General features: G+C 71.8%; 13 protein-coding genes. 7 read left to right on the top strand and 6 right to left on the bottom strand.

Annotated elements, in window-relative coordinates; translation table 11 throughout:
- Positions 1-125: 125 nt before the first annotated feature.
- From AXW62_RS36800 to AXW62_RS43575, 3 genes are all read right to left on the bottom strand, one after another.
- Complete coding sequence (locus tag AXW62_RS36800) at positions 126-722, bottom strand: dihydrofolate reductase family protein (protein WP_060948231.1); 597 nt, start codon at positions 720-722, stop codon at positions 126-128.
- 260 nt (positions 723-982) lie between these two features.
- Positions 983-1,537, bottom strand: coding sequence for a hypothetical protein (locus AXW62_RS47345; RefSeq protein ID WP_159061038.1), 555 nt, complete (start codon positions 1,535-1,537; stop codon positions 983-985).
- A gap of 166 nt (positions 1,538-1,703) precedes the next feature.
- Positions 1,704-2,150, bottom strand: a complete 447-nt coding sequence (locus AXW62_RS43575) for an ATP-binding protein (RefSeq protein WP_060948229.1) — start codon at positions 2,148-2,150, stop codon at positions 1,704-1,706.
- 143 nt (positions 2,151-2,293) lie between these two features.
- Here AXW62_RS43575 and AXW62_RS36785 point away from each other — a divergent pair, with 143 nt between their 5' ends.
- Together AXW62_RS36785 and AXW62_RS36780 are read left to right on the top strand one after the other, a co-directional pair.
- The gene (locus AXW62_RS36785) at positions 2,294-3,148 is read left to right on the top strand and encodes a helix-turn-helix domain-containing protein (RefSeq protein WP_060948228.1); all 855 of its coding nucleotides are present in this window, start codon (positions 2,294-2,296) and stop codon (positions 3,146-3,148) included.
- A gap of 11 nt (positions 3,149-3,159) precedes the next feature.
- Complete coding sequence (locus tag AXW62_RS36780; protein WP_060948227.1) at positions 3,160-3,375, top strand: DUF397 domain-containing protein; 216 nt, start codon at positions 3,160-3,162, stop codon at positions 3,373-3,375.
- A 76-nt stretch (positions 3,376-3,451) separates the two neighbouring features.
- Here the strand turns inward: AXW62_RS36780 and AXW62_RS47340 are convergent, their stop codons facing one another.
- The gene (locus tag AXW62_RS47340) at positions 3,452-3,700 is read right to left on the bottom strand and encodes a hypothetical protein (protein WP_370682966.1); all 249 of its coding nucleotides are present in this window, start codon (positions 3,698-3,700) and stop codon (positions 3,452-3,454) included.
- 199 nt (positions 3,701-3,899) lie between these two features.
- On the bottom strand, positions 3,900-4,562 hold the full coding sequence (locus AXW62_RS47335; RefSeq protein WP_370682965.1) for a methyltransferase domain-containing protein: 663 nt from the start codon (positions 4,560-4,562) through the stop codon (positions 3,900-3,902).
- 206 nt (positions 4,563-4,768) lie between these two features.
- Here AXW62_RS47335 and AXW62_RS36770 point away from each other — a divergent pair, with 206 nt between their 5' ends.
- The 4 genes from AXW62_RS36770 to AXW62_RS36755 are packed head-to-tail and all read left to right on the top strand — an operon-like array spanning position 4,769 to position 8,984.
- Complete coding sequence (locus tag AXW62_RS36770) at positions 4,769-5,692, top strand: alpha/beta hydrolase (RefSeq protein WP_060948226.1); 924 nt, start codon at positions 4,769-4,771, stop codon at positions 5,690-5,692.
- On the top strand, positions 5,685-6,959 hold the full coding sequence (locus AXW62_RS36765) for an acyltransferase family protein (RefSeq protein WP_060948225.1): 1,275 nt from the start codon (positions 5,685-5,687) through the stop codon (positions 6,957-6,959). Before AXW62_RS36770 ends, AXW62_RS36765 begins: the two co-directional genes overlap by 8 nt.
- A 10-nt stretch (positions 6,960-6,969) precedes the next feature.
- Entirely contained in the window at positions 6,970-8,313 is a 1,344-nt protein-coding gene (locus tag AXW62_RS36760; RefSeq protein WP_060948224.1) for a sensor histidine kinase, read from the top strand.
- Complete coding sequence (locus AXW62_RS36755) at positions 8,310-8,984, top strand: response regulator (protein ID WP_060948223.1); 675 nt, start codon at positions 8,310-8,312, stop codon at positions 8,982-8,984. Before AXW62_RS36760 ends, AXW62_RS36755 begins: the two co-directional genes overlap by 4 nt.
- 314 nt (positions 8,985-9,298) lie before the next feature.
- Here the strand turns inward: AXW62_RS36755 and AXW62_RS36750 are convergent, their stop codons facing one another.
- A complete protein-coding gene (locus AXW62_RS36750) occupies positions 9,299-10,291 on the bottom strand; it encodes a helix-turn-helix domain-containing protein (protein ID WP_060948222.1) in 993 nt (330 codons plus the stop codon).
- Between the two features lie 563 nt (positions 10,292-10,854).
- Between AXW62_RS36750 and AXW62_RS36745 the strand changes: the two genes are divergently transcribed.
- Positions 10,855-12,607, top strand: a 1,753-nt coding sequence (locus AXW62_RS36745; RefSeq protein ID WP_252368869.1) for an ABC transporter ATP-binding protein, incomplete at its 3' end; no start/stop codon positions are given.

Here is a 12,607-nt window from a genome sequence, read left to right as displayed (position 1 = left end):
GCCGCGGATGCTGCCCCGTAGCGGATGCTGCCCCGTAGCGGACGCCGCCCGGTCGCGGCCGCCGTCCCGTCGCGGGCCGCCGTCCCGTCGCGGACCGCTGCCCCGTCGCGGGCCGCTGCCCCGGCTCACCCCCCGGCGGCCGGCCGGTAGGTGCACACCTGTACTCCCTTCTCGCTGGTGACGGCGGAGACCAGCTCGAGCGGGCGGAGCGCACCGTCCTCGGGGAAGATCGTCTTGCCGCCGCCGAGAAGTACCGGCATGAGCATCAGCCGCAACTCGTCGACCAGGCCCTCGCTCAGCAGGGTGCGCACCAGGGTGGGGCTGCCCATGACCAGCAGATCGCCGCCCTCGGCCGCGCGCAGCCCCTGGATGCGGCCGAGGGCCTCACCGCCGGGGAGACGGGTGGTGTTGTGCCACGTCAGCTCATCGTCGCCCAGGGTGTCGGACACCACGTACTTGGGGATCGCGTTCATCCGGTCGGCGAACGGATCACCGGCCCGCTCGGGCCACGCCGCGGCCATCGTCCGCCACGTACGCCGCCCGAACAGCAGCGCCTCGGCTGTGCTCATCGCGTCGCTGAAGGCACCGCCCACCACCTCGGGGTCGAAGAACGGGTGCGACCAGCCGCCGTGGGCGAAACCGCCGTCCGTGTCCTCGTCGGGGCCGCCGGGGGCCTGCACGACGCCGTCCAGGCTGATGAACGTGCTGATCACGATGCGCATGGGACGTGCTCCACTTCCTCGGGTTCCTCGTGTTCCTCGTGCCGGAATCACGGCAGGGGTGTACCGCAGGGGTTACGGCAATGGAGACCGCCGCGCCGCGCGGAACTCATCGGTCGGACCGGCCCCTGATGCGGCGCGGTCGGGGGCCGGAGGGGGGATATCCCCACCGGGGGAGTACACCGACCGGTGGACGGCAGGTCCCACCGGATGATGCTGTCGGACCACGTGCCTGGTCAACAAGGCTGGTCCGCATGAAAGAGCTACCTGTGCGCGCCGCTCGGTGGAGCGCTCTGCACCCCTGGCGCGCGATCGTCGGATGGCTGGTGTTCGTGGTGCTGTGCCTGGGCATCGGGAGCGCGGTCGGCACCCACAGCGCGACCACCGAGGACTACCGGGTCGGCGAGGCCGGCCGTGCCGAGGCCATGGCCGCCGAAGGACATCTGCAGCGCCGCCCCACCGAACAGGTGCTGATCTCGGCCAGGTCGGGCGCCCTGGACACGGCGGCGGCCGGCGCCGCCGCGCGGGATGTCGCCGCCCGGATGGCGCGGCTGCCCGAGGTCCTGGCGGTCGCCCCGCCCCGTACGTCGAAGGACGGCGGAACCCTGCTGGTCGAGGTGACCATGAAGGGTTCGGAGCTGGACGCCAAGAAGCACGTCGATCTCGGGGAAGTCCTCCGGCACCTGGTTCAGCAGGGCGTTCCCGACCAGCTCATGGGGGATGAAGGCGGGCCACGTCTCGTCGATGTCATAGACGCGGTCGATCGGCGCCGGGCGCTCGGAGAGCCGGGTGATGGTGATGCCGTCGATGTCTGCCACGGCGAGGGACATTGCCATACGCGCGGTACGTCAGCCATGGGTTTTCTCCCGAGGTCCGGCGACCGGGCGTCACCCCGGGGCCTAGTCTGTCCGGTGGCCGGGAGTCACGCCGGACCCGATCGCTGCGGTGGCCGGGCGTCACGCCGGACCCTGTCTGTCCGATGGGTCAGGCGCCGGACCCACCGGAGGGTGATCGCGGCTGGTCGGCCAGCTCGAACCACACGCTCTTGCCGCGCGGGTGCAGCCCGCCATGCCAGATGGTGCCCCATGCGTCCGCGTACGCCTGGACCAGGAGTAAGCCGCGGCCGTGTTCGGCGTGTGGGGTAGGCCGCGTTGTCGTGTCGGGCATCCTGGTGGGTTCCTCGTCCCGTACGGATACGAGGAGTTGGCCCGCGCGGACCGTGGCCTCCAGCATCAGGAGCGGCACCTTGGTGTGCAGGTGCACGTTCGACACCAGCTCGGAGACGAGGAGGCGGGCGGGGTCGATGAGGGAGCAATGCCCGGTGGCCGAGAGCAGCCCCGAGACCATCTCCCGTGCGACCTTGGCGGTTTCGGGGATGTTGGGTGCGCGCATCGTGTAGCGGCGGTCGGGTTCGTCGTGGAGTGCGTACATGGATGTCCTCCCTTGGGAGTGCACCTGGGTGGTTTGTGTAGCGGTACGATCACAGACGGTACGACCCACGGTTGCACCGTAACAACGTTTACCGTGCCGTCTCACTCATGTGGGTGGCGAATCAAGGGAGGGCTGACGTAACCATGCCGCCAAGGGACACCCCTACGGCCCGACAGGTACGCCTCGGCACCGAGTTACGCAGGATGCGTGAACGCGCGGGCAGGACTGCTCGCGAGACCGCTGGCTTGCTGGGCGTTGACCAGGCCAGGGTGAGCAACATCGAAGCCGGGCGCATCGGCGTGAGCGGTGAGCGCATCCGCCGTCTCGCCACGTTCTACGCGTGCGCGGACACCGCGTTGGTCGACGCCCTGTGCGCCATCGCCGAGGAACGGCGTGGGCAGTTCTGGTGGGACGAGTATCGCGGCATCCTTGCACCCGGGTTTCTGGATGTGGCGGAGATGGAGCACCACGCGGTGTACCTGCGCTCCATGCAGGCGATGGTCATCCCGGGGCTGCTGCAGACCGAGGACTACGCACGTGTCCTCTTCCAGGGCGGCGCTCCACCACTGCCTGCGGACGAGATCGACACGCGTGTTGAGCACAGGATGAAGAGGCAGGTGGTTCTGGAGCGGGAGGAGCCGGTCCGCCTGACGGCGACGATTCATGAGGCGGCGCTGCGCATGCGGTTCGGGGGCCGGAAGGTGGCCCGTAAGCAGCTTGAGCGTTTGATGGAAGTCTCCGGCAGCCCATCGATCACCTTGAGGGTCGTCCCCTTCACCAACGAGCAATTCGTTGAGACCACTCATCCAATTTTGTACGCTGGCGCGGCGGTTCCCCAATTGGACACGGTTCAGGTGGACAGCGTGGTCGGAGGCCGCTTTCTGGACGCCGAGGCCGAGCTTCAGAGGTTTCGAGAGCTGCTTGACAAGGCTGAGGGCGCGGCGCTCGGCACGGAGGAATCGCGGCAGCTCATCCATCACATCGCGCGTGAACTGTGAGAGGTGTGGTCATGAGTACTCCGATTCAGTGGCGGAAGTCGAGCTTCTCGGGTGCCCAAGGGCCGGACTGCGTCGAAGTGGCGCGCGGGTCCGATGGGGTCCTGCTGCGGGAGAGTGATGATCCCCGAGCTGTGCTCTCTCTCGACCCGAGCCGTTTCGCGATGTTCCTCGCCGCCGCGAAGGCGGGGGAGTTCGACGCGTTCGCGGGCCGAATATCCAAGGCGTGACCGCCTCTCCGCCTTCGTCGCCGCCGTCCAGGCGGGCGGGCGGCCTCGACCACCTCATCCCCTGACCGCTCCGGAATCAGGTCGGGAGCCTCCAACTCGGACCGGCCGGGTCGCCGAGCCATACCCGCTGCGTCTCGTCGGTGACCGTCATTCCGAAGGCGGTCTGGTCCGGAGAGCCGACGGTCTGCCACGTCGCGAGCGCGTCCTCAACCTCCCAGAGGCGGAGCGGGCCGTCCTGGTGAACCGACCAGCCGTCTCCCGCGGGCTCGGTCCACGCTTGGGAGCCGGTCGCCACGTCGACCAGGATCACCTCCTCGCCCGACATCCCCAGCTCTGCCGAGGGAGCTGCAAGCTGGGCGACGAAGTGTGCTGTCCAGTCCTGCAGGAGGCCGGGGTTGACACGGGACCGCCTGGCTTCGCCAGGAAGCGGGTAGAACGTCGGGCGGGGCGGGCCAGCATGTAGGAGACACGGTCCCCGGAGAAGCGGCCCTCGGCAACGCCGTCGTCGCCCAGCGTGAGGCGGATCAGGCCGGACGCCACCATCCAGCCGCCGAGGGGTGCGGTGATCCGCCGTCGCGGAGCTGCCAGCGCCAGGAGCGGGGGATGTGCCGTACCGCGCAGGTGGCGACCACGGCGTCGTACTCGGCGCCATCCCGGTATCCGTGCAGGCCATCGCCGGTCACCAGGGTCGGGGCGTAACCGGCCGTGTGAAGGCTGGCCGCGGCGCTCTCCGCCAGACGACTGTCGTACTCGACGGAGGTGACGTTGGCGTCGCCCAGCCTGTGGCAGATGACCGCGGTCGAGTAACCGGTTCCGGTACCGATTTCCAACACCTTGTCGCCGTCGTGGATGCCGGCCACTTCAAGCGTGCGGACGACGAGGGAGGGCAGCGTCGAGGAGGATGTCGGCCGGCCCGTCAGCGGACCGACCGCCTCGGTGGCGTCAACACCCTCCACCTGGGTCACCCACGTGGTGTCGGCGTAGGCCAATCGGTGCCACTCCTCCTCTCCGACCGTGGCGCGACGAACCGGTTCCCACAGCGACCCATGGGGGCGGAAGAGGCCCGCGCCGAGGAAGAGCTCCCGGGGTACGGACCCGACGGCGGCTCGCCAGGCGGGGTCCTTCAGCGAACCGCCGCCGATCTTTGCCGCGAGAGCGCGGCGCAGTGAGGCGGTATCACCAGTCATGTAACTGTCCTCGGCACTGGAGTTGGTTTGGCCGCATGACCATCGCGCGGCGTGTGACGGTACGTCAACGGCGCATCGGAGCGCATCCTCGTACCCGTCATACCTGAGAGCTACCCGGCAGATGCACTCCCCGGCGGGACGCCGACGACACGGTCGGACCCATAACTTCCGTACGCAGGAAACCCGTTGGTACGGAAGGAACAGTCATGGCGTCCCGTCTTCGCCGCGCCCTGCTCGCGGCGCTCGTCACCGCCTCGGTGGTCGTACCCCTGGTGGGGGCCGCCGGTCCCGGTGAGGTGCCGGCGCCGAAGCCGGTGGCGCTGGGGCCGGTGAGCGTCGGGGGGCTCCAGGAGCGGTACGCGGTCAACCGGGAGGGGATCCGGGCCGCCGAGCGGATGGCCGCCCGGCACGGGGACCGGCGGCGGGCGGCAGCCCTGCGGAAGATGCGGGAGCCGGGGCGGCACTTCCTGTCCTTCGACGGGCGGGACGGGGGACGTGCCGTCGAGGTGTACGGGGATCTGGGGCGCGCCCGGCGGATCGCGGTGCTGGTGCCGGGGTCGGACACCGGCATGGAGACGTACGCACGGCTTCGGAACGGGGCCCTCGCGCTGCGGCAGCGGCTGGGGGAGGAGGCCGCCGTCGTCAGCTGGCTCGGGTACAAGACGCCGGGCACCGTGGGGCCCGAGGTGCTGACCACGGGGCGGGCCGCCGGCGCGGCGCCCCGGCTGGACGCGTTCGTACGGGAGTTGCACGCGGCCAAGCCCCGGGCCCGGATCTCGCTGCTGTGCCACTCCTACGGTTCCGTGGTCTGCGCGCGGGCCGCGCGGGGGCTGGAGGCCGAGGACATCGTCCTGTACGGCAGCCCCGGCACCGGGTACGACGACGCCGGGCAGTTGCACACCCGGGCCACCGTCTGGGCCGGGCGGGGCCGGGGCGACTGGATCGGCGGGGTGCCGCATGTGCGGGTTCCGCTGCTGGTCACCACCGTCGGCTTCGGTACCGATCCGGTCTCCCGGCGGTTCGGCGCACGGATCTTCGACGCGGGGGACGCCGGGCACAGCGACTATCTGAAGCCCGGGTCCGTCGCCCTGGCGAGCATGAGCCGGATCGTGGAGGGCCGTCATGTGTGACCGCGACCGTACGCGCCGCCCCGCCCGGATTCCCGGCCTCACGCGGGTGCGTGCCCTCGTCCGGCGGATCGACGCCGCCACCCCGCCCGACCGCGACCGCGCCGTGGACGGACTGCGGGCCGTCGCCATCCTCGGCGTCGTGCTCGGCCACTGGCTGGTGACCGCCCTGGTCGCCGACACCGGCACCCTGCGCGCGGCCAGCCCGCTGCGGTACCAGCCCGAACTCACCCCGGTCTCCTGGGTGTTCCAGACCCTCGCGCTGTTCTTCCTGGTCGGTGGGCAGATGGGGGCCAAGAGTTACGGCTGCGCCCAGGCCCTGGGCATCGGCTACCGGCAGTGGCTGCGGGCCCGGATGGTCCGGCTGTTCCGGCCCGTCGCCGCCGTGCTCACCGTGTGGGCCGTGGCGGCGGGGGTGATGCTCGGCTCCGGGGTGAGCCTGCTGACCCTGCACACACTGCTCAAGCTCGTCCTGTCCCCCCTGTGGTTCCTGCTGGTGTACGCGGCGCTCACGGCCGCGACCCCGCTGGTGGCCCGGCTGCATCCGCTGTGGCCGCTCGCCGTCGTGCTCCACGTGGACCTGGTCCGCTTCGGCTTCGGCGGCCCGGACTGGCTCGGCTGGGTCAACCTGGCGGCGGGCTGGCTGGTCCCGTACTGCCTGGGCGCCGTGTGGGGTCAGGGGCGGCTGCGCGGGCGGATGGCCGGGTGGGTGCTGCTGATCGGGGGCACGGTCGTCACCGCCGGGCTGGTCCTGGTCGGCGGCTATCCGGCGGCCATGGTCGGGGTGCCCGGCGCCCCGGTCTCCAACCTCAACCCGCCCACCCTGGCCGCCGTCACCTTCGGCCTGGCCCAGTGCGGCGCGGCCCTGCTGCTGCGCGGCCCGCTGCGCCGGGCGCTGGCGCGGCCCGTCGTCTGGGCGGGGGTAGCGCTGGTGAACCTCTCCGCGATGACGGTGTTCCTGTGGCACCAGACCGCGATGATGGCGGTCAGCGAGACCGCCTTGGGGGCGGCCGGACCGCTGCCCGGACTGCACACCGTGCCCGACGGCCCCGGTTGGGTGCTCGCGCGGCTGCTGTGGCTGCCGGTGTTCGCGGGGGCGCTGGTGATCTGCCGGGCGGCGTTCCACACCTATGAGACGGGACGGCCGCGGAGGAGCGGCGGCCGGGGCGGCGGCCTGGCCGACGGGCGGGTCGTCCGGCGCGGCGGCCGGGGCGCCGGCGAGGGGTGGCCCCCGCGGGGGGCCCGGCAGGCGGAAGAGCGGAGTGTCTAGGGTCGAGGGCATGACGGCGAGTAAGGCACCGGGGCGGCTGAGGGCGGGGCTGCGGGCGGTGCCGCGCATCCTGCGCGAGGACCTGTGCACGCTGGCGCGCGACCCGCTGCCGCGGATGCGCTGGCTGGCCTGGACACCCCATGTGCTGGTGGTGCTCTGCGCCGTGCTCATGGGCCAGCTCAACGCGATCGAGTTGGACGGGCCCCGCGTCGAGCGCCTGCCGGGGCCCGACCCGATGCTGTTCGTGCTGCTCCAGTCGGTGGCCGTCCTCCTCGCGCTGACCCGGCCCATAGCCGCCTGGTGGCTGTCGACCGCCGTGCTCTTCCTGGCGGCGGTGTTCAGCGAGAATCCCGCGCACTGGCCCTGGAACGACGGGCAGATGGCGCTGCACACCCTCCTGCTGTTCCTCCTCGCGCTGCGGGTCCGCCCGCGGATCGTGATCGAGGCGCTGGTGCTGACCCTGCTGACGGGGGGGCTCAATGTGCTCCTCGGCCTGCGGCGCCACACCGAGGACCACCTGGCCTACCACACCGCGGTCCTCAACACGGGCGCCCTGTGGTTCGTGATCGCCGTCGTGGTCGGCGCCGCGCTGCGGGGCCGCCGGGTGGCCAGGACCCGGCTGGTCGAGCAGGAGGAACTGACCGCGGAGGAACGGGCCCGGCGCACCCTGCTGGAGGAGCGCAACCGGATCGCCCGCGAACTGCACGACGTGGTGGCCCATCACATGTCGGTGATCTCCATCCAGGCACAGGTCGCCCCGCACCTGGTCGAGAACCCTTCGGAGGAGCTGAAGGAGAACCTCGCGGGCATCCGCCACAACGCGGTGGAGGCGCTGGCCGAACTGCGCCGGGTGCTGGGCGTGCTGCGTTCCGAGGACGCACTGGCCGACGGCGCCCGGCACGCCCCGCAGCCCACCCTGGACCGGCTGGACGAGCTGGTGGGCTCGGTGCGGGGGACCGGGATCGAGGTCCTCATCGAGGTCACCGGCGAGCGGCGCCCGCTGCCGCCGGGCGTCGAGCTGTCGGCGTTCCGCATCGTGCAGGAGGCGCTGAGCAATGTGATGCGGCACGCGCCGGGGGCCGGGGCACGGGTGGAGCTGGGGTACCAGCGGCGCGGGCTCACCGTACGGATCATCAACACCCCGCCGGACCGGCCCGCCCCGCCCTCGCCGGGTGCCGGGCACGGGTTGCTCGGGATGCGCGAACGCGCTGCGATGCTAGGGGGTGAGCTGACCACCGGCCCGAGGCCGGACGGCGGTTACGAGGTGACCGCCGTGCTGCCCGCGCACGACCCCGCCCCGCCCGCCGCCGCGACCCAGACCGCCGCGGCCGAGACCGCCGAGGACCCCGTATGACGACGACCATCCGCGTGCTGATCGCCGACGACCAGGTGATGGTCCGTCAGGGGTTCTCCGTGCTGCTCAACGCCGAACCGGACATCGAGGTCGTCGGCCAGGCCGTGGACGGTGCCGACGCCGTCGACAAGGTCGCCGAACTCTCCCCCGACGTCGTCCTGATGGACATACGGATGCCCGGTGTCGGCGGTATCGAGGCCACCCGCCGGCTCACCGAACCGGGCGGCGCCACCGTCAAGGTCCTGGTCCTCACCACCTTCGACCTCGACGAGTACGTCTACGAGGCGCTGCGCGCGGGCGCGTCCGGGTTTCTGCTGAAGGACGCCTCGGCCGACGAACTGGCCCAGGCGGTGCGGGTGGTGGCGGCCGGTGACGCGCTGCTGGCGCCCAACATCACCAAGCGCCTGATCGGCGAGTTCTCCCGGGTGACGGCCGGGCGCCGCGCCCCGCACAAGGAGCGCGTGGGGAACCTCACGGAGCGCGAGACCGAGGTGCTCACCCTGATCGCCCAGGGGCTGTCGAACGCGGAGATCGCTGAACGGCTGGTGGTGGCCGAGCAGACCGTGAAGACCCATGTGAGCCGGATCCTGTTCAAGCTGGAGCTGCGTGACCGGACCCAGGCGGCGGTCTTCGCCTACGAGACGGGGCTGGTGCGCCCGTCGGCGTTCTGAACTGGTTGCGCGTTCCGTTTCGGCTCCGCGTTCTGGCCCGGTTCCCGTCTGCCCCGGGTCCGCGTTCTGACGCGATTCCCGCCGACCCGGTTGCCGCTCCCGTCCGTTCTCGCGGGTGGACGCCGGTTCAGGCAAGCGCAGAACGACGACCCGGCCGGCGGTGACACGGGCCGGGTGGCGCACCGGCGGCCTCGACGACGCGGTCCGTGCACGGAGGATCAAGCAACTGTGCACGGCGGGCCAACGACATCCCCGTGCCCAGGGGGCCATGCTGATCAGGACGGGTGAGAGGGGCGGCACGGGGGGAGCCCCGCTCACCTGTTCGTCCGCAGTGCCACCTGGCGGAAGTCACGCGGAGGGACGCCATACGCGCTGCGGAAGGCACGGCTGAAGTCCGCGGCGTGGCGGAAACCCCAGCGGGCGGCGATGGCGTGGATGGGGGTGTCTCCCAGCGCGGGATCGGCGAGGTCGCGGCGGCAGCGCTCCAGGCGCTGGGCGCGGATCCACGCGGAGACGGTGTGCCCCTGGTCCTCGAAGAGGCGGTAGAGGTACCGGAGCGAGATGTGGTGGGTTGCGGCGATCGACGCCGGGGTGAGCCCCGGGTGGTGCAGGTTCTGCCGGGCGAACTCCTGGACGCGCAGCAACAGGGCGCGCCGACGGCTCTCGGGGGTGAGCCATCGCTCGGCGCGTGCCTCGGCACCGGCGTCCAGTTCGTGTGCGAGCAGCGCATGGAGCAGATCGACGGCGACGGTGCCGAGGCGCGGTGCGTCGGCCGGGCGGTAGCGGTCGGAGTCGGCGAGCAGCCGGGTGAGGAAATCGGCGAGCATGCCCCCGATCCCGGACTGGCCGGACAGCCGCCGCCCGAGCAGCCGGTGCAGGTCGGCCGCCGGGAACGGCAGCAGGGAGGGGCGGACGGCGAGCGTCATCCCGTCGACCCTGCCGCGCTCGCACACCGCCAGATACGGCACGGAGGTGGAGGTGAGCATGAACTGCCGGGCGCCGAGCGTGGTCTCCGCGTCCCCGTGGCGCACATCGGTCTCCCCGCGCAGGGTGAGCCGCAGGTGGTAGAGCTCCGGATCGGAGCGCCGGATGTGGGCCGCGGTCCGCTCGTTCCGCAGCGAGGGGACGGAGGTGTGGGTCAGCGTCAGCTCGCCGAGGGGCACCCCGCCCCGTACGGTCGCGCGGAAGTCGTGCTCGTGGTCGCTGCGCAGCTCCATCGGGATCGGAGTCAGCTCGCACAGGGCACGCCAGGCGGCGAACCGCTCCGCGGGTGGGATGTCGTCGAGCGGGAATCCCATTGCGATCATCACCCTTCCGTGCGCGGTGGTGGATTTTCGCCGGTGCGACCCTAGTCAGCCTGCATAAGTGTTTGATGAACGGTCCGGTATTGAACAGTCCGCTTTTCGGCGATTCCGCGCGCTGCGCCGGGCCTCGGAGCGCGGTCGGCACCCGTGGGCCGTCGTCTTCGCCACGGTGATCCGTTTCACCCCGCCCGCGATGGTGATCGGTTGCACCCCGCCCGCCACGGGTGATTCCTTTCCCTTGCCCGTCACGGGTGATCCCTGTCACCTGCCCGGACCCCGGTCCGTTTGTTGCGGAAGGATGAAATCCGCACCTCAGTGTGTTGCCGCCTTCCGGAAGAGTGTGCGGATCGGGAGGTTCACGGGTGGCGGAAGGTTCACAGGTGGCGGAAGGTTCACAGGTGGCGGACGCGGCGGCGGACGCGGCGGGCGAAACAGCCGGGACGGACGGCGGTGGGGCCGAGACCGGCGCTGGCGGTGCCGAGACCGGCGGTGCCAAGGCCGGCGGGGCGGAGACCGGCGGCGCCGAGACCGGCGGTGCGGACAAGGGTCAGGGCTGGCTCCGGCGGCTGTTCCGCTACTGCTGGCGGTACCGCGGCGATGTGCTGCTCGCCCTGGGTGCCTCGCTCGCCGGGATGGCCGTCATGGCGCTCGTCCCGCTGGTGCCGAAGCTGATCATCGACGATGTGATCGTCCGGCACGAACGGTCGCTCGCCCCCTGGGCCACGCTGCTGATCGTCGCCGCGCTCGTGGTGTACGTCCTCACCTACGTCCGCCGCTTCTACGGCGGACGGCTCGCGCTCGACGTCCAGCACGCGCTGCGTACCGACATGTACGCGGCGATCACCCGCCTCGACGGCAGGCGGCAGGACAACCTCTCCACTGGCCAGGTCATCGGCCGGGGCACCAGTGACCTCCAGCTGATCCAGGGCCTGCTCTTCATGGTGCCGATGCTGATCGGCAACATCCTGCTGTTCCTGGTCTCGCTCGTGGTGATGGCGGTGCTGTCGCCGCTGCTCACCGTCGTCGCCCTCGCCGTCGCCCCCGCCCTGTGGATCCTCGCCTCGCGCAGCCGCACCCGGCTCTTCCCCGCCACCTGGTACGCCCAGGGGCAGGCGGCGGCCGTCGCGGGTGTGGTCGACGGCGCCGTGACCGGTGTCCGGGTGGTCAAGGGGTTCGGGCAGGAGGCGCAGGAGACCGACAAGCTGCGGGAGGCCGGCCGCCGGCTGTTCGCCGCCCGGCTGCGCACCGTACGGCTGAACTCCCGCTACACCCCCGCCCTCCAGGCCGTCCCCGCCCTCGGCCAGGTCGCGATGCTGGCGCTCGGCGGCTGGATGGCCACCCGCGGTCAGATCAGCCTCGGCACCTTCGTGGCCTTCTCGACGTACCTCGCCCAGCTCGTGGGCCCGGTGCGGATGCTCACCATGGTCCTGACCATCGGGCAGCAGGCGCGGGCCGGGGTCGAGCGGGTCTTCGAACTCATCGACACCGAGCCGGTCATCCACGAGCGCCCCGACGCCCGGGAGCTTCCCGAGGACGCCCCCGCGACGGTCGAGTTCGACCGGGTGAGCTTCGGTTACGACCCCGAGCGCCCGGTGCTGTCCGAGGTGTCCCTGCGGATCGAACCGGGCGAGACCCTGGCCGTCGTGGGCGCATCCGGAAGCGGCAAGTCCACGCTGTCCATGCTGCTGCCGCGCTTCTACGACGTGTCGTCGGGGGCGGTGCGGATCGGGGGCCACGATGTGCGGGAGCTGACCTACGACTCGCTGCGCGGGGCGATCGGGCTGGTGCCGGAGGACAGCTTCCTCTTCTCCGACACGGTGCGCGCCAACCTCGCGTACGGGCTGCCGGACGCGTCCGAGGAGCGGATCCGGGCCGCCGCCCGCGCCGCGCAGGCCGACGGCTTCATCTCCGCGCTGCCGGACGGCTACGACACCGAGGTCGGCGAGCAGGGGCTGACCCTCTCCGGCGGCCAGCGCCAGCGGCTGGCCCTGGCCCGCGCGATCCTCACCGACCCCCGGCTGCTCATCCTGGACGACGCCACCTCGGCGGTGGACGCACGCGTCGAGCACGAGATCCACGAGGCGCTCCGGGGCGTCATGGCGGGCCGTACCACCCTGCTGATCGCCCACCGCCCCTCCACCCTCGCCCTCGCCGACCGCATAGCGGTCATGGAGCGGGGCCGGGTCGTGGACGTGGGCACGGACGCGGAGCTGCGGGCGCGCAGCGCCCTGTACCGGAATCTGCTGACGGAGGACGCGGCGCCGGACGTGCCCGCCGTGCCGTCCGTGCCCGCCGTGCCGTCCGTGCCCGCCGTGCCGT

The organism is Streptomyces hygroscopicus subsp. hygroscopicus (genome assembly GCF_001553455.1).
Classification (GTDB): Bacteria; Actinomycetota; Actinomycetes; order Streptomycetales; family Streptomycetaceae; genus Streptomyces; species Streptomyces hygroscopicus.
The sequence above is the reverse complement of the archived record's forward strand: the minus strand, read 5'-3'. Positions and strand labels throughout refer to the sequence as shown.